Origin of the sequence: Curvibacter sp. PAE-UM, assembly GCF_001432305.1 — a bacterium.
In the GTDB taxonomy this organism is placed as follows: domain Bacteria; phylum Pseudomonadota; class Gammaproteobacteria; order Burkholderiales; family Burkholderiaceae_C; genus Hylemonella.
On sequence record NZ_KQ483358.1, the window covers coordinates 2,641,862 to 2,666,509 of the forward strand.

The 24,648-nt window shown below is 65.6% G+C and carries 22 protein-coding genes and 1 tRNA gene; 6 read left to right on the top strand and 17 right to left on the bottom strand.

Going from position 1 to position 24,648, the window contains the following annotated elements:
• The first annotated feature begins 39 nt into the window (after nucleotides 1–39).
• Both AO057_RS12755 and AO057_RS12760 read left to right on the top strand, forming a co-directional pair.
• Entirely contained in the window at nucleotides 40–2,076 is a 2,037-nt protein-coding gene (locus AO057_RS12755; RefSeq protein ID WP_057677286.1) for a M3 family metallopeptidase, read from the top strand.
• Nucleotides 2,077–2,106: 30 nt separating this feature from the next.
• The gene (locus AO057_RS12760) at nucleotides 2,107–2,757 is read left to right on the top strand and encodes a glutaredoxin domain-containing protein (RefSeq protein ID WP_057676313.1); all 651 of its coding nucleotides are present in this window, start codon (nucleotides 2,107–2,109) and stop codon (nucleotides 2,755–2,757) included.
• A gap of 33 nt (nucleotides 2,758–2,790) precedes the next feature.
• Here the strand turns inward: AO057_RS12760 and rpiA are convergent, their stop codons facing one another.
• On the bottom strand, nucleotides 2,791–3,465 hold the full coding sequence (gene rpiA / locus AO057_RS12765; protein ID WP_057676314.1) for a ribose-5-phosphate isomerase RpiA: 675 nt from the start codon (nucleotides 3,463–3,465) through the stop codon (nucleotides 2,791–2,793).
• Nucleotides 3,466–3,526: 61 nt separating this feature from the next.
• On the opposite strand from rpiA, the gene AO057_RS12770 reads away from it, so the two are divergent.
• Entirely contained in the window at nucleotides 3,527–4,585 is a 1,059-nt protein-coding gene (locus AO057_RS12770) for a quinone-dependent dihydroorotate dehydrogenase (RefSeq protein ID WP_057676315.1), read from the top strand.
• Nucleotides 4,586–4,603: 18 nt separating this feature from the next.
• Here the strand turns inward: AO057_RS12770 and AO057_RS12775 are convergent, their stop codons facing one another.
• Nucleotides 4,604–5,560 carry a LysR family transcriptional regulator gene (locus tag AO057_RS12775; protein WP_057676316.1) on the bottom strand — a complete coding sequence of 319 codons (957 nt, stop codon included), beginning with the start codon at nucleotides 5,558–5,560 and terminating at the stop codon, nucleotides 4,604–4,606.
• A gap of 157 nt (nucleotides 5,561–5,717) precedes the next feature.
• On the opposite strand from AO057_RS12775, the gene AO057_RS12780 reads away from it, so the two are divergent.
• Genes AO057_RS12780 through AO057_RS12790 form a run of 3 tightly spaced genes read left to right on the top strand, consistent with a single transcriptional unit; the run spans nucleotide 5,718 to nucleotide 8,538 of the window.
• Nucleotides 5,718–6,611: an alpha/beta hydrolase gene (locus AO057_RS12780; RefSeq protein WP_082605553.1), complete on the top strand. Its 894-nt coding sequence runs from the start codon at nucleotides 5,718–5,720 to the stop codon at nucleotides 6,609–6,611.
• A 29-nt stretch (nucleotides 6,612–6,640) separates the two neighbouring features.
• Nucleotides 6,641–7,555 (top strand): alpha/beta hydrolase, encoded by a 915-nt coding sequence (locus AO057_RS12785; protein WP_057676318.1) that lies wholly within the window; start codon nucleotides 6,641–6,643, stop codon nucleotides 7,553–7,555.
• A gap of 5 nt (nucleotides 7,556–7,560) precedes the next feature.
• Nucleotides 7,561–8,538 (top strand): Bug family tripartite tricarboxylate transporter substrate binding protein, encoded by a 978-nt coding sequence (locus tag AO057_RS12790; RefSeq protein ID WP_057676319.1) that lies wholly within the window; start codon nucleotides 7,561–7,563, stop codon nucleotides 8,536–8,538.
• Nucleotides 8,539–8,544: 6 nt separating this feature from the next.
• Here the strand turns inward: AO057_RS12790 and AO057_RS12795 are convergent, their stop codons facing one another.
• The 15 genes from AO057_RS12795 to uvrB all read right to left on the bottom strand — a co-directional run bounded on the left by AO057_RS12795 (nucleotide 8,545) and on the right by uvrB (nucleotide 24,623).
• Entirely contained in the window at nucleotides 8,545–9,639 is a 1,095-nt protein-coding gene (locus AO057_RS12795; protein ID WP_057676320.1) for an NAD(P)/FAD-dependent oxidoreductase, read from the bottom strand.
• Between the two features lie 46 nt (nucleotides 9,640–9,685).
• Nucleotides 9,686–11,080 (bottom strand): efflux transporter outer membrane subunit, encoded by a 1,395-nt coding sequence (locus AO057_RS12800; RefSeq protein ID WP_057676321.1) that lies wholly within the window; start codon nucleotides 11,078–11,080, stop codon nucleotides 9,686–9,688.
• Entirely contained in the window at nucleotides 11,070–14,216 is a 3,147-nt protein-coding gene (locus tag AO057_RS12805; protein ID WP_057676322.1) for an efflux RND transporter permease subunit, read from the bottom strand. The genes AO057_RS12800 and AO057_RS12805 overlap by 11 nt, the downstream gene beginning before the upstream one ends.
• A 6-nt stretch (nucleotides 14,217–14,222) precedes the next feature.
• Nucleotides 14,223–15,365 carry an efflux RND transporter periplasmic adaptor subunit gene (locus tag AO057_RS12810; RefSeq protein WP_057676323.1) on the bottom strand — a complete coding sequence of 381 codons (1,143 nt, stop codon included), beginning with the start codon at nucleotides 15,363–15,365 and terminating at the stop codon, nucleotides 14,223–14,225.
• A complete protein-coding gene (locus AO057_RS12815; protein WP_057676324.1) occupies nucleotides 15,362–15,970 on the bottom strand; it encodes a TetR/AcrR family transcriptional regulator in 609 nt (202 codons plus the stop codon). Before AO057_RS12815 ends, AO057_RS12810 begins: the two co-directional genes overlap by 4 nt.
• Before the next feature lie 155 nt (nucleotides 15,971–16,125).
• A tRNA-Val gene (locus tag AO057_RS12820) sits at nucleotides 16,126–16,200 on the bottom strand.
• Between the two features lie 69 nt (nucleotides 16,201–16,269).
• Nucleotides 16,270–16,971, bottom strand: coding sequence for a DNA polymerase III subunit epsilon (gene dnaQ / locus AO057_RS12825; RefSeq protein ID WP_057676325.1), 702 nt, complete (start codon nucleotides 16,969–16,971; stop codon nucleotides 16,270–16,272).
• A 23-nt stretch (nucleotides 16,972–16,994) separates the two neighbouring features.
• A complete protein-coding gene (gene fdx / locus AO057_RS12830; protein WP_057676326.1) occupies nucleotides 16,995–17,333 on the bottom strand; it encodes an ISC system 2Fe-2S type ferredoxin in 339 nt (112 codons plus the stop codon).
• 26 nt (nucleotides 17,334–17,359) lie between these two features.
• Nucleotides 17,360–19,216 (bottom strand): Fe-S protein assembly chaperone HscA, encoded by a 1,857-nt coding sequence (hscA, locus tag AO057_RS12835; RefSeq protein WP_057676327.1) that lies wholly within the window; start codon nucleotides 19,214–19,216, stop codon nucleotides 17,360–17,362.
• 30 nt (nucleotides 19,217–19,246) lie between these two features.
• Nucleotides 19,247–19,774 carry a Fe-S protein assembly co-chaperone HscB gene (gene hscB, locus AO057_RS12840; RefSeq protein WP_057676328.1) on the bottom strand — a complete coding sequence of 176 codons (528 nt, stop codon included), beginning with the start codon at nucleotides 19,772–19,774 and terminating at the stop codon, nucleotides 19,247–19,249.
• Nucleotides 19,771–20,094, bottom strand: coding sequence for an iron-sulfur cluster assembly protein IscA (gene iscA / locus AO057_RS12845; RefSeq protein ID WP_057676329.1), 324 nt, complete (start codon nucleotides 20,092–20,094; stop codon nucleotides 19,771–19,773). The genes hscB and iscA overlap by 4 nt, the downstream gene beginning before the upstream one ends.
• Before the next feature lie 65 nt (nucleotides 20,095–20,159).
• Complete coding sequence (iscU, locus tag AO057_RS12850; RefSeq protein ID WP_057676330.1) at nucleotides 20,160–20,546, bottom strand: Fe-S cluster assembly scaffold IscU; 387 nt, start codon at nucleotides 20,544–20,546, stop codon at nucleotides 20,160–20,162.
• Nucleotides 20,547–20,572: 26 nt separating this feature from the next.
• Nucleotides 20,573–21,793: an IscS subfamily cysteine desulfurase gene (locus tag AO057_RS12855; RefSeq protein WP_057676331.1), complete on the bottom strand. Its 1,221-nt coding sequence runs from the start codon at nucleotides 21,791–21,793 to the stop codon at nucleotides 20,573–20,575.
• Nucleotides 21,794–21,848: 55 nt separating this feature from the next.
• Entirely contained in the window at nucleotides 21,849–22,385 is a 537-nt protein-coding gene (gene iscR / locus AO057_RS12860) for a Fe-S cluster assembly transcriptional regulator IscR (RefSeq protein WP_057676332.1), read from the bottom strand.
• Between the two features lie 111 nt (nucleotides 22,386–22,496).
• Nucleotides 22,497–24,623 (bottom strand): excinuclease ABC subunit UvrB, encoded by a 2,127-nt coding sequence (gene uvrB / locus AO057_RS12865; protein WP_057676333.1) that lies wholly within the window; start codon nucleotides 24,621–24,623, stop codon nucleotides 22,497–22,499.
• Nucleotides 24,624–24,648 lie beyond the last annotated feature (25 nt).

Below are 24,648 nucleotides of genomic sequence, written 5' to 3' on the forward strand. Positions count from 1 at the left end.
TGGCTTGAATCCGGCCCCGCTGACCGCACAATGCTGAACATGAGCAACCCCCTTCTCGACGTCTCCGACCTGCCCCTCTTCGACCGCATCCGCCCGGAACACGTGGCCCCGGCCATGGATGCGCTGCTGCAGACCTGCGACGCCGCTCTGCAGCGCGTCACCGCAAGCGACTTCCCGCCCGACTGGTCCGCCATCGCCCGCGAACTGGATGTGGCCACCGAACAACTGGGCCGGGCCTGGGGCGCGGTCAGCCATCTCAACAGCGTGGCCGACACCCCCGAGTTGCGCGCCGCCTACAACGAGGCCCTGCCGCGCGTGACCGAGTTCTGGACCCGTCTGGGCGCCGACGAGCGCCTGTACGCCAAGTACAAGGCCATCGATCCGTCCCGGCTGAATGCCGAGCAGCGCCAGGCACACCAGAACGCCCTGCGCAACTTCGTGCTGGGTGGGGCCGACCTGCGCGGCGCGGCCAAGGAACGCTTTGCCCAGATCCAGGAGCGCCAGGCCGAACTGAGCCAGAAGTTCAGCGAGAACACGCTGGACGCGACCGACGCCTGGTCCTACTACGCAACGCCGAGCGAACTCGAAGGCGTGCCCACCGACGTGCAGCAGGCCGCGCGTGCGGCCGCCGAGGCCGAGAGCAAGGACGGTCACAAGCTCACGCTCAAGATGCCCTGTTACCTGCCGGTCATGCAGTTTGCGAAAAGCAGCGACCTGCGCCACAAGCTCTACCGTGCCTACACCACGCGCGCCTCCGACCAGGCCGAGGGCGAAGGCAGCAAGTTCGACAACAGCGCGCTGATCCGCGAGATCCTGGCCTTGCGCCAGGAGGAAGCCCAACTGCTGGGCTACCTGAATTTCGGCGAGGTCTCGGTGGTGCCGAAGATGGCCGAATCCCCCCAGCAGGTGGTGCGTTTCCTGCGCGACCTGGCGGTCAAGGCCCGCCCCTACGCCGAGCAGGACGTGGCCGACCTGCGCGCCTTTGCACGGGACGAGTTGCACATGGCCGATCCCCAGCCCTGGGACTGGCCCTACATAGCCGAGCGCCTGAAGGAGGCGCGCTACGCCTTCAGCGAACAGGAGGTCAAGCAGTACTTCACGGCACCGCGCGTACTGGCCGGCCTGTTCAAGATCATCGAGACCCTGTTCGAGGTCTCGATCCGGCCTGACACGGCCCCGGTCTGGCACCCGGCGGTGGCTTTCTACCGGATTGAGCGCGGCGGCCATCTGGTCGGCCAGTTCTACCTGGACCAGCCGGCCCGCCCCGGCAAACGCGGCGGTGCCTGGATGGACGATGTGCGTTCACGCTGGCTGCGCCCGGACGACGGCCGCCTGCAGATGCCCGTGGCCCACCTGGTCTGCAACTTTGCCGATGGCGTGGGCGGTAAGCCGCCGCTGCTCACGCACGATGACGTCATCACCCTCTTCCACGAGTTCGGCCACGGCCTGCACCACCTGCTGACCCAGGTCAACGAGCGCGATGTCTCCGGCATCAGCGGCGTGGAATGGGATGCGGTGGAACTGCCCAGCCAGTTCATGGAAAACTTCTGCTGGGAATGGGACGTGCTCAAGCACATGACATCCCATGTCGAGACCGGCGAGCCATTGCCGCGCGCCCTTTTCGAGAAGATGGTCGCCGCCAAGAACTTCCAGAGCGGCATGCAGACCCTGCGCCAGATCGAGTTCGCCCTGTTCGACATGCTGCTGCACACTGAACACGACCCGCAGCAGGACTTCATGCCCCTGCTGGACTTGGTGCGCACCGAGGTCGCCGTGCTGCAACCGCCGGCCTGGAGCCGCACGGCCCACACCTTCAGCCACATCTTCGCCGGTGGTTACGCGGCCGGCTACTACAGCTACAAATGGGCTGAGGTGCTCAGTGCCGACGCCTACGCCGCCTTCGAGGAAACCCCGGGGCCGGAGGGCTTGCCGAATGTGCAAACCGGGCGAAAATATCGCCAGGCCATCCTGGAGGCCGGCGGCAGCCGCCCGGCCCTTGAATCCTTCAAGGCGTTCCGCGGGCGCGAGCCCAGCCTGGACGCCCTTTTGCGGCACCAGGGCATGGCCCGTTCCTAGGGAACCTTCACTTGAGGAATAATGAGGCGCATGAAGACCACCTACCGTCCCCGCCACGCCGCCCTGCTGGCTGCGGCTGTCATACTGGCCCTGCTCCCTGTTTTGGCTTCTGCCCAGGGCATCTACCGCATCGTCGGCCCGGACGGTCGGGTCACCTTTTCCGACAAGCCGCCCACCAGCAGCGAAAAAGCCACGGCACTGAGCCCGAGCGGCCGCTCCAGCGAGAGCGGCGGTGCCAGTGAACTGCCCTTCGAACTGCGCGAGGCCATGAACCGCTACCCGGTCACGCTCTATAGCGGAAAAAACTGCGAGCCCTGCAATGCAGCGCGCAGCCTGCTGAACTCACGCGGGATACCCCATACCGAGCGCACCGTCACGACGTCACAAGATGTCGAAGCGCTCAAGCGCCTGGGCATTGAGGCCACGGTGCCCACGGCCACCATTGGCGGCCAGCGCCTCAAGGGCTTTTCCGAGGGGGAGTGGAGCGACTTCCTGGACGCCGCGGGTTATCCCAAGAGCTCCCGCTTGCCCTCTGGCTACCGCAACCCGCCGATTGCCCCCCTGGTACCACTCCAGGAAGCTGCTCCCGCGTCCGCCGAACGCCCAGCAGCGCCACCGGTAACGCCCAGCGCCCCGGCACCCGGGCCGACGCCGGACAATCCGACCGGCATCGTGTTCTGACCAGCAAGGGGCCTCAGCAGGCCCCTTGTGCATTCAGTACGTCAGCGTCTTCACGCCGCTGGCCGTTCCCAGCAGGCAGACCTGGGCGCGCTGGTGCGCGAACACGCCCACCGTCACCACGCCCGGCCACTGGTTGACCTCGGACTCGAAGGCCAGCGGATCCTTGATCTGAAGGCCGGTCACGTCCAGGATGTGCTGGCCGTTATCGGTCACCAGGGGCTCGGCCCCTTTCATGCGCACCCTGGCCGTGCCGCCCAGGGCGGTGAACTGGCGGATCAGGCGCTGGCTGGCCATGGGGATCACCTCCACCGGCAGCGGAAACTTGCCCAGCACGGTCACCTGCTTGGATTCGTCGGCAATGCAGACGAAGCGGCGCGACTGCGCGGCCACGATCTTCTCGCGCGTCAGCGCGGCGCCGCCGCCCTTGATCATGTAGCCTTTGTGGTCGATCTCGTCGGCGCCATCGATGTAGACCGACAGTTCGCCGACCTCGTTGGCGTCGAACACCGGGATGCCCAGGGCCAGCAGGCGCTCGGTGCTGGCGACCGAACTCGACACGGCCCCCTTGATCTGGCCTTTCATCGAGGCCAGGGCATCGATGAACTTGTTGACCGTGGAGCCGGTCCCGACCCCGACGATTTCGCCGGGAACCACGTAGTGCAGGGCGGCCTGGCCGACCAGGGTCTTGAGTTCGTCTTGGGTGAGCATGTCGCGATCTATAAAGTGAGGTGGTTGATCTGGGAAAATACGGGAACAACGGAATTATGCGATGTCCCTGATCCCCTACGCCCTCTCCCGCGCCATGCTGTTCCGCCTCGACCCCGAGGCCGCGCACGAGCTCACGATCGACATGCTGGCGCGCACGCAGAACACCCCCCTGGCCTGCGCCTACAGCCAGACCCGGGTCGAGGACCCCATCACCCTGGCCGGCCTGCAGTTCCCGAACCGCGTGGGCATGGCCGCCGGCCTGGACAAGAACGCGCGCTGCATCGATGGCCTGGGCGCCATGGGTTTCGGTTTCGTCGAAGTCGGTACCGTGACCCCCTTGGCCCAGCCTGGCAACCCGAAACCGCGCATGTTTCGCCTGCCCGCCGGGAACGCACTGATCAATCGCATGGGCTTCAACAACGACGGCCTGGACGCCTTCCTGGCCAACGTGCAGCGCGCCACCTTCCGCCGCAAGAGCGGGACGCCCCTGCTGCTGGGCCTCAACATCGGCAAAAACGCCGCCACGCCGATCGAACGTGCCACGGATGACTATCTGATCGGCCTGGCCGGCGTCTATCCGCACGCCGACTACGTCACCATCAACATTTCCAGCCCCAACACCAAGAACCTGCGTGCACTGCAGAGCGACGAGGCGCTGGACGGGCTGCTCGGAGCCATCGCGACCCGGCGCGAGCAACTGGCGCAGCAGCATGGCAAACGGGTACCCGTGTTCGTCAAGATCGCCCCGGACCTGGACGAAGAACAGGTCAAGGTGATTGCCGCCACCCTGCAACGCCACGGCATGGACGGCGTGATCGCCACCAACACCACGCTCAGCCGCGAAGCGGTGCAAGGTCTGCCACATGCCGAGGAAACCGGCGGACTCTCGGGCGCACCGGTGCTGGAGGCCAGCAACCGCGTGATCCGCCAGTTGCGCGCGGCCCTGGGCCAGGGCTACCCCATCATCGGCGTGGGTGGCATCCTGAACGCCGCCGATGCCGTGAGCAAGATCGAGGCTGGTGCCGACCTGGTGCAGATCTACACCGGCCTGATCTACCAGGGTCCGGAACTGGTGCAGCAGTCTGCACGGGCGATCAAGGCCTTGCGCCAGGCATCCTGAAGCGCGCCCCGTGCGGGTTCAGGCCCCCAGCCTGGAACTGCGGCTTTCCTTGCCGGGAGGCGGCGTAAGCAGCGGCTGGTCCCAAGAGGGTTCGTCCGCAAAGCGCTCGGCGAGGAACTGGACGAAATTGCGCAAACGCTCCGGCAGCCGACGATCCGGCAGGAACACGGCGTACAACGTGCTCTCGGGCAAGGTGTACTCCGGAAACAGCTGGACCAGGCGTCCTGCCACGATGTGTTCACTGGCCGCGAAAGACGGCAGCACGGCAATGCCCACGCCGGCCACGGCAGCATCGACCAGGCCCTCGGCCACATTCGCACGCAGATTGCCCGACACATTGACGGTCAGTTCACCGTCGCGTCCACGGAAACGCCATTCGTTGCCCTTGGGCCGGTCATAGACCAGGCAGTTGCAGGCCAGCAGGTCGCGCGGGGTGCGCGGGGTGGCGTTGGCAGCCAGGTAGGCCGGCGAAGCCACCACGATCCAGCGGCAAGGCGCCAGGCGACGCGCCACGAGATTGCTCAGGCGCGGCTCTTCCGCCAGCCGGACCACCAGATCAGCATTGCCCGAGATCAGGTCGGCGAAGCGCTCGGACAAGGTGACGTCGATCTGGATGGATCGATTCAGCGCGAGAAATTCGCTCACGGCCGGCAGCAGGTGCAGGCGGCCGAAGGTGATGGCCGTGCTGATGCGGATCAAACCGTGCGAGCCCCGCGAGAGCTCCTCGACATCGCGTACAGCATCGCCGGCATCGGCGACGATGCGCGCGCAGCGCTCGTAGAAACGTTCGCCCGCCAGGGTCAGGCCCAGCTTGCGGGTGCTGCGATTGAGCAGCTTCACACCCAGTGACTCCTCGAGTTCCTGGATATGACGACTGGCCAGGGCCTTGGAAATGCCGCAGCGATCGGCGGCAACGGTGAAACTGCCGGCATCCACGACCGCCACGAAGGTGGCCAGGGCGTTCAGGTCGCGCATGGAGGAACCCTCGGCGCAACTCCCGTAAACAATGAATTCACAAAATCCCGTTTCATAGACGATGGCTTGAAAGTATATTGTCCTGTTGACCCAGCGTGCATGCGGCATCACCCGGTGCGGGCGCGCTGCCCCTCTCTCGAATTGAAAGACCGCCATCGTGATCTGGAGTGAAGAACATTTTGTGACCCGTGAGGGCGTGCAACTCTATGTGTACCGCAAGCGCGCCAAGGCACCCGTGCCCGGCGAAGCGCCGCTGCCGGTGCTGATGCTGGTGCACGGCTCCACCGTCTCGGGTCGCAACACCTACGACCTGCAGGTGCCCGGCGGCAAGGACTACTCGGTGATGGACTACTTTGCCGAACGCGGCTACGACGTCTGGACCCTGGACCACGAAGGCTACGGCCGCTCGGGCTGGTCGGGCCGCGGCAACAGCGACATCAAGACCGGCGCCCTCGACCTGGCCGCCGCCATCCCCTTCATCCTGCAGAAAACCGGCGCGCAGAAGCTCAACCTGTTCGGCTCCTCCTCCGGCGCACTGCGCTCCTGCCTGTACACCGCCGCGCACCCTGATACGGTCGAGCGGCTGGGCCTCTCGGCCCTGGTCTACACCGGCGCCGGCTCCCCCACGCTGGAGCAGCGCCGCAAGAAGCTGCCCGAGTACTCGGCCAGCCCGCGCCGCAAGGTGGACCTGGCCTTTTATGAGGGCATGTTCAACCGCGACAAACCCGGCAGCAGCGAGGACATCGTGCCCAAGGCCATCGCCGCGGCGGAACTGCCGCTGGTGAGCGAAGTGCCGACCGGCACCTATGTGGACATGTGCGCCAACCTGCCGGTGGCCACGCCCGAGGCCATCCCCTGCCCGACCCTGGTGATCCGCGGCGAATACGACGGCATCGCCGCCGAGCCGGACCTGCTGGACTTCTTCGCACGCCTGCCCACCAAGGACAAGGAGTTCGTCGTGCTCTCCGGCATTGCGCACAACCCGATGATGGGCGTGCAGCGCTACAAATTCCACTACGCGCTCGAGACCTTCCTGCGCCGGCCCGTCTGAGCATCGATCACACCCAAGGAAACAAGACCATGGCACATGTGCAGTGGACCGGTGGCATCGAGCACTGGACCCATAAGGGCGACATCAAGCTCTTTCTCTGGCAGAAACCGGCCCAACCCAAGGTGCCCTACGCCGGCACCATCCTCTTTGTCCATGGTTCTTCCATGGCCTCGCAGCCGACCTTCGACCTCACGGTCCCCGGCCGGCCGCATTCCTCGGTCATGGACTGGTTCGCCGAGCGCGGCTTCGACACCTGGTGTTTGGACAACGAAGGCTATGGCCGCTCCGACAAGCACCGGCCCATCAACTTCGACATCAGCAACGGTGCCGACGACCTGGCTGCCGGCAGCGAGTACATCCTGAAGACCACCGGTGTGGGCCAGCTGATGGTGTACGGCATCTCCTCTGGCGCGCTCAAGGCCGCGCTGTTTGCCGAGCGCCACCCCGAGCGCGTCGCCCGGCTGGCCCTCGATGCCTTCGTCTGGACCGGCGCAGGCAGCCCCACCCTGGCCGAGCGCCGGAAGAAGCTGCCGGAATTCCTGGCCAGGAACCAGCGCCCGATCGACCGCGCCTTCGTGCACAGCATCTTCAACCGCGACCATCCGGGCTGCGCCGACGAGGCCACCAAGGAAGCTTTTGCAGATGCCATCCTGACGCTGGACAGCGCCATGCCCACCGGCACCTACGTCGACATGTGCTCGAAGCTGCCGGTCGTCGAACCGCGCAACATCAAGGCGGCCACGCTCATCATGCGCGGCGAGTTCGACGGCATCGCCAGCCTGGACGACCTGCTGAAGTTCTACGAGTTGCTGCCTTGCACCAACAAGCAGTTCAGCATCATGCAGGGTATCTCCCATGCCAGCTTCCAGCAGAAGAATTATTTAATGGTCTACGCCATCCTGCACGGCTTCTTTGCCATGCCCGAACCTAGCTACAAGGGGTAATCATCATGACTGCACGCTTCTCCATCCGTCGTCTTTTCCTGGGCTCGCTGCTCGTGCTGGCAGCCGGCAGCGCCGCGGCGCAGGGCTATCCGAACCGCCCCGTGAAGATCATCGTGCCCTTCGGGCCCGGCGGCTTCACCGACGTGGTCGCGCGCATCATGGGCCAGAAACTCGGCGCGGCCATGGGCGGCTCCTTCGTGATCGAGAACAAGCCAGGCGCCGGCTCCACCATCGGCGCCGACCTGGTCGCCAAGGCCGCCCCCGATGGCTACACCTTGGTGATGGTCTCCTCGACCCACACGATCAGCCCCTCGATCTACAAGACGATCCCCTACGATCACATCAAGAGTTTCACCCCCATCAGCAAGCTGGTGGATTCCGCCTACGTGCTGGTGGTCAACCCGAGCAAGGTCCCGGCCACCAACGTGAAGGAATTCATCGCGCTGGCCAAGGCCAAGCCCGATACCCTGCGCTACGCCTCTTCGGGCAACGGCAGCACGCAGCACCTGATGGGTGGCCTGTTCATCTCCATGACCGATGCCAAGCTCCAGCACATCCCCTACCGCGGCAGCAACCTGGCCATGACCGACCTGATCGGCGGCGTGGTCGAGAGCAGCTTTGCCGGCATCACCAACGCCCTGCCCCATCTGGCCAGCGGCAAGCTCAAGGCCCTCGCCGTGACCACGGCCACCCGCGCACCGCAAATGCCCGACGTGCCCACCCTGCAGGAAGCCGGCGTGCCCGGTTATGACGCCAGCAACTGGCTGGCGCTGCTGGGGCCGGCCGGCATGCCCAAGGAAATCGTGCAGCGGCTCAACAGCGAGATCGCCAAGCTCATGGCCCAGCCCGACACGCAGAAGGCCCTGTTCGACGCTGGCGTGCAGGTCAGCCTGTCCACCCCCGAAGGCCTGACCAAGCTCATGCAGGACGAGACCGTCAAGTGGAACAAGATCGTCAAGGATGCCGGCGTCAGCATCGACTGAGCGACTTCAGACGAGTTCAGCCACCCGGGCAGCGATGGCCAGGCTGCTGGTCAGCCCCGGCGACTCGATGCCAAACAGGTTGACCAGGCCTGGCACCCCGTGCCCGGCCGGCCCCTGAATCACGAAGTCGCGTGCGGCCTCTCCCGGGCCGCTGATCTTGGGCCGGATGCCCGCGTAGCCGGCCTGCAGGGCCGCATCGGGCAGGGCCGGCCAGTACTTGCGCACCTCGGCATAGAAGCCATCACCGCGCGCCGGGTCCACCACCAGATCGTCGGGCGAATCCACCCACTGCACATCGGGGCCGAACTTGGCCTGGCCACCCAGGTCGATGGTCAGGTGCACGCCGAGGCCGGCCGCCTCGGGCACGGGGTAGATCAGGCGGGAAAACGGCGAGCGGCCAGCCAGCGTGAAGTAGTTGCCTTTGGCGTAAAACTCGCCGGGAATGTGGCGTGCGTCCAGCCCTTCGAAGCGGCGCGCCAGCCCGGGCGCGTGCACGCCGGCGGCGTTGACCACGGTGCGGGCTCGCAACTGCGTGCCATCCTCGGCCGTAAGCTCGATACCTTGCGGCGTCACGCGTGCCCGTGCCAGCGGCGAATTGAAGACCACCATGCCACCGGCGTTTTCGAGATCACCCTGCAGGGACAGCATCAACCCGTGGCTGTCGACGATGCCTGTGCTCGGCGACTGGACGGCCGCCACGCATTCCAGCGCCGGCTCCAGGGCGCGGGCCTGCTCGCGGGTCAGCAGCACCAGATCATCGACGCCGTTGGCCGCAGCCTTGGCCATGATGCCCTGCAATGCGGGGACCTGCTGCTCGGAGGTGGCGACGATGAGCTTGCCGCAGCGGCGGTGCCCGATGCCGCGCTCAGCGCAGTAGTCGTACAGCATCTGCCGGCCCTGCACGCACAGCAACGCCTTGAGCGAGCCCTGGGGGTAATAGATGCCGGCGTGGATGACCTCGCTGTTGCGCGAGCTGGTCTGTGTGCCTATGGCTTCGGCCGCTTCCAGCACCAGCACCTCGCGTCCGTTCAGCGCCAGCGCGCGCGCCACCGCCAGGCCGACCACACCCGCACCGATCACCACACAATCGACCTGTTCCACAGCTCAGCTCCGAAGGGCAAAGCTGGGAGCATAAGCGAGCTGCCGTTCAGCCCTCTTCGCCGCCCAGGGCCTTGTAGAGCTGGGCCGCGGCCGACCACATGGAACGACGCACCTGGATCAGGCTCTGCTGCACGGCAAAGAGCTGGCGCTGCGCATCCAGCACTTCGAGGAAGCTGCCCACGCCCTGGCGGTAGCGCGCCTGGGCAATGTCGGCTGCGCGTTGCTGCGAACGCTCCTGAGCCTCCACCGCCTTGAGCTGCTCGGCCAGCTGATCGCGCGCGACCAGCAGATCGGCCACTTCACGGAAGGCCTGTTGCACGGTGCGCTCGTAGTCGGCCACGGCAATGTTCTTGCGGACCGTGGCCAGGTCCAGGTTGGAGCTGTTGCGGCCGTAGTCGAAGATGGGCAGGCTGATGCTGGGCGTGAAGCTCCAGGCATCGGATCCGCTCTTGAACAGGCCGTCGATCTCACGGCTGGCCGTGCCGGCCGAAGCGGTCAGCGCGATGCGCGGAAAGAAGGCCGCACGCGCCGCGCCGATGTTTGCGTTGGCCGCCAGCAGGCGCTGCTCGGCCGCCAGCACGTCGGGGCGGCGCACCAATACCTGCGAAGGCAGATCGGCCTGCTGGTCCAGGGCGATGCCCTGCTCGGCCAGGGCCTTGCCCGCGGGCAGATCCCTGGGTTCGGTGCCCACCAAAGCGCGCAGGTAGTTGCGCGCTGCCGACTGCTGACGCATCAGGGCCGACACCTCGGCACGTGCGCCTTCAAAAGCCGCATCGGCCTGCAGGTAGTCCAGGTCGCCGGCCAGTCCCGCCTGGCGCCGGCGGTCCACCAGCTCACGTGTCTGGGCCCGGGTCTCCATTGCGGACTGGGCCAGCACCAGACGCTCCTGCGCTTCGCTCAGGGAGAGATAGGCATCGGCCACGCTGGACACCAGCGTCAGACGGAAGGCGCGTTCGGCCTGCTCAGTCGCCAGGTAGGAGGCCTTGGCCGCCTCGCTGAGGCTGGCCACGCGCCCCCAGAAGTCCAGCTCGAAAGACGACAGGCCCACGTTGACGTCGGCCCGCTGACCGATGACGGCGGCACCGGTGCTCGACAGGTCGGCCGGCGTGCGGCTACGCGCCAGCGAACCGCCGACGGCAACCGTAGGCAGACGGTCGGCCCGCTGGATGCCATAGAGCGCCTGGGCCTCGGCCACACGGGCCGTGGCGATGCGCAGGTCGCGGTTGTGCTCCAGCGAGAGCTTGATCAGGGCGCGCAGGCGCTCGTCAGGGAAGAAGCTGGCCCAATCCACCGGCTTGCCCGGCGCCGCAGTTGCCTTGACGTCGTCGGGCCAGGCATCGGGCACGGAGAGTGCGGGACGCTCGTACGTGGGCGCAAAGGAACAGCCGGCCAGAGCCAGCAAGGCGAGCAGTGCCGCATAACGAATTTGTTTAGGCACCATGGTGGCCCTCCTCGCCTGCGGCTGCACCGCGCTGACGGCTGTGACCCGGGAAGAAACGGCTCACGACCAGATAAAACACCGGCACCAGGAAGATGGCCAGCACGGTGGCTGCGATCATGCCGCCCATCACGCCGGTGCCGATGGCGTGCCGGCTTTGCGCGCCGGCGCCGCTGGAGATGGCCAGGGGCAGCACCCCCACGATGAAAGCGATCGAGGTCATCAGGATCGGGCGCAAACGCAAGCGACAGGCCTCCAGGATGGCCTCCTTGAGCTCCATGCCCTTGTCCTGCAGACTGCGCGCGAACTCGATGATCAGGATGGCGTTCTTCGAGGACAGGCCGATGGTCGCGATCAGACCGACCTTGAAGTAGACGTCATTGGGCAAGCCGCGCATATAAACGGCCAGCAGCGCACCGAAGATGCCCAGCGGCACCACCAGCATGACCGACAGCGGGATGGACCAGCTCTCGTAAAGCGCTGCCAGGCAGAGGAAAACCACGATCAGCGACACGGCGAACAGCAGGGGGGCCTGCGAGCCCGACAGGCTCTCCTCAAAGGAGGTGCCGGACCAGGCGTAACCGATGCCCGGGGGCAACTGCCCCGCCACGTCCGCCATGGACTGCATGGCTTCGCCCGTGCTGCGGCCCGGCCCCGGGTTGCCCGAGAGCTTGACCGAAGGCACGCCGTTGTAACGATCGAGCTTGGGGGCGCCCACCATCCACAGCGGTTTGACCACTTCGGACAGCGAGACCATGCCGCCGTTGCGGTTGCGCACCTGCACCCGCAACATGGCTTCAGGGCTGGTGCGCACCTGCGGCTCGGCCTGCAGCTGCACGCGCAGGATACGGCCCTGCCGCTCGAAGTCGTTGATGTAGGCCACGCCGAACAGGGTCTGCAGCGTCTCGTTGAGCGTCGCGATGTCCACACCCAGGGTCTGGGCCTTCTCGCGGTCGATCTGCAGCAGCAGCTGCGGACCCGGCGCCATGCCCTCCATGCGCACACCGGCCAGGCCCGGGTTGCCACTGGCCAGCTGCACGGCCAGGGCTTGCGCCTCGGCCAGCTTGTCCCGGCCCAGACCACCGCGGTCCTGCAGGCGGAAATCGAAACCACCGACGGCGGCCAGTTCAGGAATGGGCGGGGGGTTGACGCTGAAGATGAAGGCCTGCTTGATGCCGAACAGGGCCATGTTGGCGCGCTGCACCACAGCCGTCGCACTGCTTTCCTTGGCCTTGCGCTCATCCCAGTTCTTCAGGCGCGTGAAGATCAGGCCCGCATTCTGGCCACGGCCGAAAAAGGAGAAACCGACCACACCGATGGTGTGCTCCACCTCGGGCTGCTGCAGGAAGAACTGCTCGGCCTGGTGGATCACCTCCACCGTACGCTCCTGGGTCGCGCCCGGCGGCAGCATCACCATGCTGATGAAATAACCCTGGTCTTCTTCGGGCAGGAAGCTGCCCGGTAGCTTGGCGAACATCCAGACCGTGGCCGCCAGGATGGCGCCGTAGACGATGAGCCAGCGGCCCGGGCGGCCCAGCATGCGGGTGACGTTGCGCACGTAGCCGCGTGTGGCGGCCGCAAAACCGCGGTTGAACCAGCCAAAGAAGCCCGTCGTGGGCAGCACACCCGCCTCACCTGGCTTGTGCGGTTTGAGCAGCGTGGCACACAGGGCCGGGGTCAGCGTCAGGGCCATCAGGGCCGAGAACAGCATGGTCAGCACCAGGGTCACGGCGAACTGGCGGTAGATCGCGCCCACCGAGCCCGAGAAGAAGGCCATGGGGATGAACACCGCCGACAGCACCACCGTGATGCCGATGATGGCGCCCACAATCTGGTCCATGGCCTTGGCGGTGGCGTCACGCGGCGAGAGGTGCTCCTCGCTCATGATGCGCTCGACGTTCTCCACCACCACGATGGCATCGTCCACCACGATGCCGATGGCCAGCACCATGGCGAACAGCGTGAGCACGTTGATCGAATAGCCCAGCACGTAAAGCCCCAATGCCGCGCCGATCAGCGAGATCGGCACCACGATGGTCGGGATCAGCGTGGCGCGGAAGTTCTCGAGGAAGAGGTACATCACGATGAAGACCAGGAACACCGCTTCGAACAGGGTCTTGATCACTTCATTGATCGAGATGTCGATGAAAGGCGTGGTGTCATAGGGCACTTCCCAGGCCACGCCCTTGGGGAAATAACGCTCGAGCTCATGCATGCGGGCACGCACCGCCTTGGCGGTGTCCAGGGCGTTGGCGCCCGGCGACACCTTGATGCCGACCGCTGCCGTGGGCTGGCTGTCCATACGGGCGAAGATGGAGTAGTCCTGCGCCCCCAGCTCCACACGCGCCACGTCGCGCACACGCACCAGCGAGCCGTCCGCCTGGGCCCGCACGACCACGTTGCCGAACTCCTCGGGCGAGGTCAGGCGCCCGCGCGTGATCACGGTGGCCGCGTATTCCATGCCCTTGGGCGAAGGGGGCTGGTTGATCTCGCCCACGGCCAGCAGCACGTTCTGCGTGCGCACGGCCGCGATCACCTCACCCGGGGTCAGGCGGTAGGCGGTGAGCTTGTCGGGATCGACCCACAGGCGCATGGCGTACTCGGAACCGAAGAGCTGCGCCTCGCCCACGCCGGGCACACGCCGCAACTCGTCGATCACGCTGGCGGCCATGTAACTCGCCAGGTCCACGCCCTTGAGACTCTGGTCCGGCGAGTACAAGGTGATGAACATCAGGAAGTTGCGCCGCGTCTTGGTCACGTTGATACCGAGACGCTTGACCTCATCGGGCAGGCGCGCCTCGACGCGCTTGATGCGGTTCTGCGTCTCGACCGAGGCGATCTCGACGTTGGTGCCGGTCTTGAAGGTCAGGTTGATGGTGCCGGTGCTCTGCTCGGAGGACGAATCCATGTAGAGCAGGTTCTCGATGCCGTTCATCTCCTGCTCGATCAGGGCCACCACCGTGTCCTCGACCACCTTGGCCGAAGCCCCGGGGTAGGTCACGTTGATGGCCAGCGCCGGCGGCGCCACCTCGGGGTACTGGGCCACCGGCAACTGGCGCAGGGCGAGTGCGCCGGCCAGGATGATGACCAGGGCAATCACCCAGGCAAAAACCGGGCGGTCAATGAAAAATTTGGCCATGGTCTTTTACTTTCCCTGCGTCACGGGCGCGCCGGCGGGTGGTGCCGGCGTCCAGGGCACGGGCTTGACGACGCTGCCCGGGCGGGCCTTCATATGCCCTTCGACGATCACCTGCTCGCCGCCAGCCAGGCCACTCGTGATGGTCCAGGTGCTGCCGCTCATGCCACCGAGCTTGACCGGGCGCGGTGCGACCTTGCCCTCGGCGTCCACGATCAGCACCGCAGCGCTGCCCTGGGACAACATCACCGCGCGCTGCGGCAGCGTGATCAGCTTGTCGGCCTGGGCCTGCGCATAACGCACGCGCACGAACATGCCGGGCAGCAGTTCCTTCTTCGGATTCGGGAACTCGGCGCGCAGCGAGACGGCGCCCGTGCCCGGATCCACCGCCAGGTCCGAGAACAGCAGCTTGCCCGTCAGCGGATAGACGCTCTCGTCCTCCAGCACCAGCTCCATGCGCGCCTTGGTGGCACTGCGCCAGCGGCCGCTCTTGATCGCATCACGCAGGGCCAGCAGTTCGGCGCTGCTTTGCGTGAAGTTCACATAGATCGGATCGATCTGCTCGATGGTGGCCAGCTGGGTAGCCTCGCCACGGCCGACCAGCGCGCCTTCGGTAACCAGGGTGCGGCCGATGCGGCCCGAGATCGGAGCCGGCACGGTCGTGTTTTCCAGGTCCAGTTCGGCGCGCGACAAGGCGGCCTCGGTCTGACGCAGCCGCGCTTCGGCGGTATCGAGCTCCTGCTGGCTCACAGCCTTCATCTCGACCAGGGGGCGGTAGCGGTTCACCACGGCCCGCGCCGCGGCGGTATCGGCCTTGGCGGCCTCGTAGCTGGTGCGGTAGGTCCGCGCATCGATCCGGTACAGGGGTGCCCCGGCCTTCACGTCCGATCCTTCGACGAACAGACGCTTCTCGACGATGCCTTCCACGCGGGCCCGCACCTGGGCGGTGCGCCAGGCCTGCAGGCGCCCCGGCAGGTCCTTGGTCAGCAGGGCCTCGCCCTGGCGCGCGATCACCACGGCCACTTCCGAGGGCGGCGGTGCGGCCCCCGGCCCGGCGGCGGCCGGCTTGGGTGCATCGGATTTGCCGCAGCCGCTGAGCAGCAAGACCACGGCTGTCGAAGCCAGGAGAGAGCGGTAGACAAACGGTTTCATTCTGGGTTCCCTTCGATACGCATGGGCGTGCGCTGGGGCGCGTACGCCTGCAAAAAACATTCGATGATCTGAACCGTCCTGGCGGCCTGCTGCGGCGCTGTCGGTGCCATGCCGAAGAGGTGCAGATCCCGCTGCGTGCCGGTCAACATGCTCAGCAGCATATCGGCCGCAAAATCAACGTCGCCCTCGCGCAGTTCGCCACGTGCCATGGCCTCATGCAACAAGCGGGCCAATTCGACCGCAGCGACCTGCCAGGCCTCACAAACCGCACGCGCCAGCTCGGGGAAACGCGGCGACTCGGCCACGAGCATGCGGTGCAGGGCCAGCCCCTGCTCGCTCATGGTCTTGGTCTGGAAAGACTCGGCAAAACGCAGCAAGTCCTGGCGCACCGAACCCGAGCGGGCCACCAGATCGAGCAGCAGTTCATTGACGAGCCCGGTCAGCGCCTCGCGGAACAGGCTGTCCTTGCTGCCGTAGTGGTGGTAAAGCGTCTGCTTGACGACGCCGGCCCGGCGTGCAATGTCGTCCACGCAGGCGCCATAGCCCTTCTCGCAAAAAATGCTGAGGGCTGCATCGAGAATGCGCGCGCGCGTGTCCGCTGTCATGGTGGTTGGGCTGGGAATCCGGCTTGACGAACATCAAGTCTGGAAGGGACCCGATCATACTAGACTGATGAGTCTAGTGCTTGTCGCGACCGTAAAGTACGGTGAAGCCCGCAAAGCAAAAAGGGCCACGGCATGTGCGTGACCCTTTGCAAAGATGGTGGGCGATACATGGATCGAACATGTGACCCCTGCAGTGTGAATGCAGTGCTCTACCGCTGAGCTAATCGCCCTGAATTCGTGCTGAAAGCGCGTGTCTCTTCAGGAAAAAAAAGATTATGCCACAAGTTGCATGGAGCTCTTCATGCCTGCAGACGCCAGACCGTCTTGCCGCCACTGGCCTTGTCGAGCTGGGCCAGCAGATCCTCGTGCGCCGAGAGTTCCTGCTCGGACGCGGCCAGCACCGGCAGTTCAAATCGGCTCAGATCCACCCGCTCGAAACTCCCGGCCGTGCCGGACGTTTCGGCCACGTCGATCAGCAGCGCGTCCTGGCCCCGCGTGAGGTTGATGTAGACGTCGGCCAGCAGTTCGGCGTCCAGCAGCGCGCCGTGCAGGGTGCGCCCGGAGTTGTCCACACCGAGACGGTCGCACAAGGCATCCAGGGAGTTGCGCTTGCCCGGGTACATCTCCTTGGCCATGGCCAGGGTGTCGGTCACGCTGGCGACGAACTGGGCGAAGCGCGGCTTGCCGACGAGCTCCAGTTCCTTGTTGAGGAAACCGACGTCGAAGGCCGCGTTATGGATGATGATCTCGGCGCCCTGCAGATAGGCCAGGATCTCCTCGGCCACTTCGGCGAACCTGGGTTTGTCGCGCAGGAACTCGTTGCTGATGCCGTGCACACGCAGCGCGTCCTCGTGGCTGTCGCGCCCGGGGTTCAGGTAGAAGTGCAGGTTGTTGCCGGTGAGCTTGCGGTTGAGCAGCTCCACACAGCCGATTTCGATGATGCGGTCGCCGCCTTCGGCGGACAGGCCCGTGGTTTCCGTGTCGAGAAAGATCTGGCGCATGGGTCAGATCATAGCGGCACGACTCAGTGATTTTCCTTCGCGTGGTTGATGGAGTACTTGGGTATTTCCACCACCACATCCTGCTGCGCCAGGATGGCCTGGCAGCTCAGGCGCGACTGGGGTTCCAGGCCCCAGGCGCGGTCCAGCAGGTCTTCCTCGTTCTCGTCCGGTTCGTTAAGCGAGTCGTAGCCCTTGCGCACGATGACGTGGCAGGTCGTGCAGGCACAGCTCATGTCGCAGGCGTGCTCGATGTTGATGTGGTTGTCCAGCATGGCCTCGCAGATCGAGGTGCCGGCGGGCGCCTTGATCTCGGCGCCCTGCGGGCAGTACTCGGGATGGGGCAGGATCTTGATGACGGGCATACGGGGTACTCAGGGTAGGGGTCGTATCAGACGGCTGCGATATTCTTGCCTGCAAGGGCCTGCTGGATGCCACGGTTCATGCGCAGCGCGGCGAAGGCTTCGGTGCCCTTGGCCAGGGCTTCGGTGGCGGCATCGATGACAGCCGCCTCATCCTGCGTGCGGATGGTCTCCAGCGTGGCCATCAGGCCGTCGAGGGCACTGCGTTCTTCGGTCGAAAGCAGGTCGCCATCGGCCGCCAGCGCCGTGCGGGTGGCCATCAGCATGCGGTCAGCCTCGACGCGGGCCTCCACCAGCGCGCGGGCACGCATGTCTTCCTGCGCGGTGCTGAAACTTTCCTGCAGCATCCTGGCGATCTGCTCGTCACCGAGACCATAGGACGGCTTGACGGTGATGCTGGCCTCCACGCCGCTGGCCTGCTCGCGCGCGCCGACCTGCAGCAGGCCGTCGGCGTCGATGGTGAAGGTCACGCGGATGCGTGCCGCGCCGGCTGCCATGGGCGGGATGCCGCGCAGTTCGAACCTCGCCAGGCTGCGACAGTCGGCCACCAGGTCGCGTTCGCCCTGCACCACGTGCAGGGCCAGGGCGGTCTGGCCGTCCTTGTAGGTAGTGAAGTCCTGCGCCATCGCAGTGGGGATGGTCTGGTTGCGCGGCACGATGCGCTCCACCAGGCCGCCCATGGTCTCGATACCCAGGGACAGCGGAATCACGTCCAGCAGCAGCAGGTCGCCGCCCGGGTTGTTGCCAGCCAGCTGGTTGGCCTGGATGGCCGCGCCCAGCGCCACCACCTCGTCCGGGTTCAGGTTGATCAGCGGCTCGCGGCTGAAGAACTCGCCCACCGTGCGGCGGATCACCGGCATGCGGGTGGAGCCGCCGACCAAAACCACGCCCTGCACTTCGTCCACGGTCAGCTTGGCGTCGCGCAGCACCTTGCGCACAGCCGTCATGGTGCGCGCAGTCAGCGCCGAGGTGCAGGCCTCGAACTGGTCGCGGTTCAGTGACAGATCCACCGTGCCGCTGGAGAGCTCCAGTTCGGCGGTGACGATCTCCTCGTCCGACAGGGCTTCCTTGGCCTCGCGGGCCTCGACCATGATGCGGGCCTGGTCTTCGGGGGTATCGGCGCTCAGGCCGGCTTCCGCGAGCATCCACTCGGCCAGGGCGCGGTCGTAGTCGTCGCCGCCCAGGGCCGAGTCGCCGCCGGTGGCGATGACTTCGAACACGCCCTTGCTCAGGCGCAGGATGGAGATGTCGAAAGTACCGCCACCCAGGTCGTACACGGCGTAGATGCCCTCGCTGGCATTGTCCAGGCCATAGGCGATGGCGGCGGCCGTGGGCTCGTTGATCAGGCGCAGCACGTTGAGGCCGGCCAGCTGGGCCGCGTCCTTGGTAGCCTGGCGCTGCGCGTCGTCGAAATAGGCCGGTACCGTGATGACCGCACCGTAGAGATCGTCGTTGAAGCTGTCTTCGGCGCGATAGCGCAGTGTGGCCAGGATCTCGGCGCTGACCTCCACCGGGGTCTTCTCGCCATCGATCGTGCGCACACGCACCATGCCAGGCGCATCGATCAATGCATAAGGCAGCTTGCCGGGCTGGCTCACATCGGCCAGGCCACGCCCCATCAGGCGCTTGACCGAGGCTATGGTATTGCCCGGGTCATTGATCTGCTGTGCCAGCGCATCAAAGCCGATCTGCCGGCCGCCCTGGGGCAGGTAGCGCACCACCGAAGGCAGGATCACGCGGCCCTGGGCATCGGGCAGGCACTCGGCCACGCCACTGCGCACAGCGGCCACCAGGGAATGGGTGGTACCCAGGTCGATGCCCACCGCGATACGCCGCTGGTGCGGGTCGGGTGCCTGGCCGGGTTCGGAAATCTGCAGCAGTGCCATCGTTGTTCTATTCAGGTTCAGGGCGAATTGTCACCCGAGCCGGCTTTCCATCTTCTCGTAGCGGGCTTCGATGTCACGGGCAAAACGCTCGATGAACATCAGCGCCCTCACCTGCGCCACAGCGCCGGCGTAATCCTTGGCCTGGTCCAGAAGTTGCTCGCAGCGCTGCAGCAAACCCTTGCGACTGCGGCCGACCTCGTCATTCAGGGCATCGAGAGCCGGAATGTCCTGGGCCTCGTCCAGCGCCTCGCGCCATTCCATCTGCTGCATCAGGAACTCGGCTGGCATGGCCGTGTTGTTCTCGGCGTTCACCGGCGCACCGTGCAGTTCGCAAAGGTAGGCGGCCCGTCGGAGCGGGTCCTTCAAGCGCTGGTAGGCCTCGTTGATGCGCACCGACCACTGCATGGCCACGCGTTGGGCCGCTGCCCCCTGCGCGGAGAACTTGTCCGGATGGGCCTCGCGCTGCAGGTCTTTCCACCGCGTATCAATGGCAGCGCGGTCCTGGGTGAACTGCTGCGGCAGGCCGAAGAGTTCGAAGTCGTCGGACTGGAGATTCACACCCGGAACGATTCACCGCATCCGCAACGATCACGCTCGTTCGGATTGTTGAAACGGAAACCCTCGTTCAGGCCTTCGCGCACATAGTCGAGCTGGGTGCCGTCGATGTAGGACAGGCTCTTGGGATCGATCAGCACCTTGACGCCGTGGTCTTCGAACACGATGTCTTCCGAGGCGATCTCGTCCACGTACTCCAGCTTGTAGGCCAGGCCCGAGCAGCCCGTGGTCTTGACACCCAGGCGCACGCCCACACCCTTGCCACGTTTGCTCAGGTAGCGAGTCACATGCCGTGCTGCGGCTTCAGTCAGGGATACAGCCATGGTTCTTTTCCGTCGTGGGCAGAGGCGCACCCTGCGGTACCGCCCTGCTCCACAAGCTTGCTGGTTTAGTGCGCGTGTTTCTTGCGGTAGTCGTCCACCGCGGCCTTGATGGCGTCTTCGGCCAGGATGGAGCAGTGGATCTTGACCGGCGGCAGGGCCAACTCTTCGGCGATTTCGCTGTTCTTCAGCGCCGCAGCCTGGTCCAGCGTCTTGCCCTTGACCCATTCCGTCACCAGCGAACTGGAAGCAATGGCCGAACCGCAGCCGTAGGTCTTGAAGCGCGCATCCTCGATGACACCGGTGCTCGGGTTCACCTTGATCTGCAGCTTCATCACGTCACCGCAGGCGGGCGCGCCCACCATGCCGGTACCGACCGTGTCATCGCCCTTGTCGAAGGAGCCGACGTTGCGCGGGTTTTCATAGTGATCAACGACTTTTTCAGAATATGCCATGGTCTTGCCTCTTTAATCAGTCAATCTCAATGGGCGGCCCACTGGATGGTGCTCAGGTCCACGCCGTCCTGGAACATCTCCCACAGGGGGCTGAGCTCGCGCAGCTTGGCCACGTTGTGCTTGATGGTCGTGATGGCGTAATCGATTTCTTCTTCGGTCGTGAAACGGCCGATGGTCATGCGCAGGCTGCTGTGCGCCAGTTCGTCGCTACGGCCCAGGGCGCGCAGCACATAGCTGGGTTCCAGGCTGGCTGAGGTGCAGGCCGAGCCGCTGGATACTGCCAGCCCCTTGATCCCCATGATCAGCGACTCACCCTCGACGAAGTTGAAGCTCATGTTCAGGTTCTGCGGCACGCGCTTTTCCAGGCTGCCATTGATATAGACCTGCTCGATGTCCTTCAGGCCGTCGAGCAGGCGCTGCTGCAGCTTGCGGGCCTTGGCCAGGTCCTGGGCCATCTCGGCCTTGGCGATGCGGAAGGCCTCGCCCATGCCGACAATCTGGTGGGTCGGCAGGGTGCCCGAGCGCATGCCACGCTCATGGCCGCCGCCGTGGATCTGCGCCTCGATGCGCACGCGCGGCTTGCGACGAACGTAGAGCGCGCCGATGCCCTTGGGGCCGTAGGTCTTGTGGGCCGTCATGCTCATCAGGTCGATGGGCAGCTTGTTCATGTCGATCTCGACCCGGCCGGTCGCCTGGGCGGCATCCACATGCAGCAGGATGCCCTTTTCACGGCAATAGGCACCGATGGCGGGAATGTCCTGGATCACACCGATTTCGTTGTTCACGAAAAGGATGCTGATGAGGATGGTGTCGGGACGGACGGCTGCCTTCAGCGCATCCAGATTCACCAGCCCGTCTTCCTGCACGTCCAGGTAGGTCACGTCGAAACCCTGGCGCTCCAGTTCTCGCATGGTGTCCAGCACGGCCTTGTGCTCGGTCTTCAGGGTGATCAGGTGCTTGCCCTTGCCCTTGTAGAACTGGGCCGCGCCCTTGAGGGCCAGGTTGATCGATTCGGTGGCGCCGGAAGTCCAGACGATCTCGCGCGGATCGGCGCCGATGAGTTCGGCCACCTGGACACGCGCCTTTTCCACGGCTTCCTCGGCCTCCCAGCCCCAGGCGTGGCTGCGCGAAGCCGGGTTGCCGAAATGCTCACGCAACCAGGGAATCATGGCATCCACCACGCGCGGATCGCAAGGCGTGGTGGCACCGTAATCCATGTAAATCGGAAAGTGGGGCGTCATGTCCATACAGGTCTAGAAAAACGAACGGTCAATGAAGTGAAGTGGCGCAGGCGTGGCCGGATCAGGGCTTGGAAAAGGCATTCCCCAGCGCAAACACCGAATTGGGGGCGTTGACACGCACTGGCTTGACCACCGGGGCGCTGGAAATGGCCCGCTTGACCATGGGCTTGTCTTCGATGGTGATGCCCTTGGCCAGCTGGTCGTCGACCAGCTTTTGCAGGGTGACCGAGTCCAGGAACTCGACCATGCGGGTGTTCAGGGAAGCCCAGAGCTCGTGCGTCATGCAACGGCCGCCGTCGCCCAGGCAGTTTTCCTTGCCGCCGCACTGGGTGGCGTCGATGGGCTCGTCCACCGACAGGATGATGTCGGCCACGGTGATCTCGGCCGCCTTGCGCGCCAGGGTGTAGCCGCCGCCGGGACCCCGGGTGGATTCGACCAGCTCGTGGCGACGCAGCTTGCCGAAGAGTTGTTCCAGGTAGGACAGGGAAATCTGCTGCCGCTGGCTGATGGCGGCCAGGGTCACAGGGCCGTTGCTCTGACGCAGGGCCAGATCAATCATGGCGGTGACCGCAAAGCGGCCTTTGGTCGTGAGGCGCATGGCAAGCTCCTATTCCGAGTAATGGACTCAAGTTTAGCAAAAAACCCAGCTGCGCGCTCGGGATAGCGGCAAAGCAGCGCAAGTGCTTGTCAACAAAGGGATTTCTCCAGCCTAGCGGGAAACCGGCAGGCCGTCCGGGTGGTCCGGGACCGCCGCCCCGAAGGCCCGGGCCTTGAGCAAGCCCAGCTGGTCCCGCACCCGGGCGGCCAACTCGAACTCCAGGTTGCGGGCGTGCTCCAGCATCTGCTTTTCCAGCCGCTTGATCTCGCGCGCAATGTCCTTCTCGCTCATTTCCTCCACCTGGGCGCGGGCCATGGCCTCCCGCTCCAGACGTTCGGCCTCGCGGCCGGCCTTCTCGCTGTAGACCCCGTCGATCAGGTCCTTCACCTGCTTGACGATGGCGCGCGGCGTGATGCCATGCGCCGTGTTGTGCGTCACCTGCTTGGCCCGGCGGCGTTCCGTCTCACCGATGGCGCGCGACATGGAGTCGGTGATGCGGTCCGCATAAAGGATGGCCCGGCCGTTCAGATTGCGCGCCGCGCGGCCGATGGTCTGGATCAGGGAGCGCTCCGAGCGCAGGAAACCCTCCTTGTCGGCGTCCAGGATGGCCACCAGCGAGACCTCGGGGATGTCCAGGCCCTCGCGCAACAGGTTGATGCCCACCAACACGTCGAATTGCCCCAGGCGCAGGTCGCGCAGGATCTCCACCCGCTCCACCGTGTCCACGTCGCTGTGCAGGTAGCGCACCTTGACGCCGTTGTCGGTCAGGTAGTCGGTCAGCTGCTCGGCCATGCGTTTGGTCAGGGTGGTGATCAGCACGCGTTCGTGCTTCTCCACGCGGATGCGGATTTCCTGCAGCACATCGTCCACCTGGTGCGTGGCGGGGCGCACCTCCACCGCCGGGTCCACCAGGCCGGTGGGGCGCACCAGCTGCTCCACCACCTGGCCGGTATGCTCGTTTTCCCAGTTGCCCGGGGTGGCCGAGACGAAGACCGCCTGGCGCATCTTGGTCTCGAACTCCTCGAATTTCAGCGGCCGGTTGTCCAGCGCGCTGGGCAGGCGAAAGCCATACTCCACCAGGGTGGTCTTGCGGGCCCGGTCGCCGTTGTACATGCCGCCGAACTGGCCGATCAGCACGTGGCTCTCGTCCAGAAACATCAGCGCGTCCTTGGGCAAATAGTCGGTCAGCGTGGACGGCGGCTGGCCCGGCGCAGCGCCCGAGAGATGCCGCGTGTAGTTCTCGATGCCCTTGCAGTGCCCCACCTCGCTCAGCATTTCCAGGTCAAACCGCGTGCGCTGCTCCAGGCGCTGGGCTTCCACCAGCTTGCCCATGGACACGAATTCCTTGAGCCGCTCGGCCAGCTCGACCTTGATGGTCTCGACGGCGTTGAGCACCTGCTCGCGCGGCGTCACGTAATGGCTGCTGGGGTAGACGGTGAAACGCGGGATCTTCTGGCGGATGCGGCCGGTCAGCGGGTCGAAGAGCTGAAGACTCTCTATCTCCTCGTCAAACAATTCGATGCGCAGGGCCAGCTCGGAGTGCTCGGCCGGGAACACGTCGATGGTGTCGCCGCGCACACGGAACTTGCCGCGCCCGAAGTCCATGTCGTTGCGCTGGTACTGCATGCGCACCAGCTGGGCGATCACGTCGCGCTGGCCCAGCTTGTCGCCGGCGCGCAGGGTCATCACCATCTGGTGGTAGGCCTCGGGTTGGCCGATGCCGTAGATGGCCGAGACCGTGGCCACGATGACCACGTCGCGCCGCTCCAGCAGGCTCTTGGTGCAAGACAGGCGCATCTGCTCGATGTGCTCGTTGATCGCGCTGTCCTTCTCGATGAACAGGTCGCGCTGCGGCACATAGGCCTCGGGCTGGTAGTAGTCGTAGTAACTGACGAAGTACTCCACCGCGTTCCTGGGGAAGAACTCCCGGAACTCGCTATAGAGCTGGGCCGCCAGCGTCTTGTTGGGTGCGAACACGATGGCGGGTCGCCCCATGCGGGCGATCACATTGGCCATGGTGTAGGTCTTGCCCGAACCCGTCACCCCCAGCAGGGTCTGGTAGACCTCGCCGTTTTCCACGCCTTCCACCAGCTGGTTGATGGCCTCGGGCTGGTCGCCGGCCGGCGGATAGGGCTGGTAGAGCTCGAAGGGCGAGCCGGGGTAGCTGACAAAACGGCCTTCGGCGGGGCTGTCAGCGGCATTTGCCTCGGGCGCGGGGACTGCTGATACGTCTTGCATGTCGACCTGATAGGGACGGTTTCCG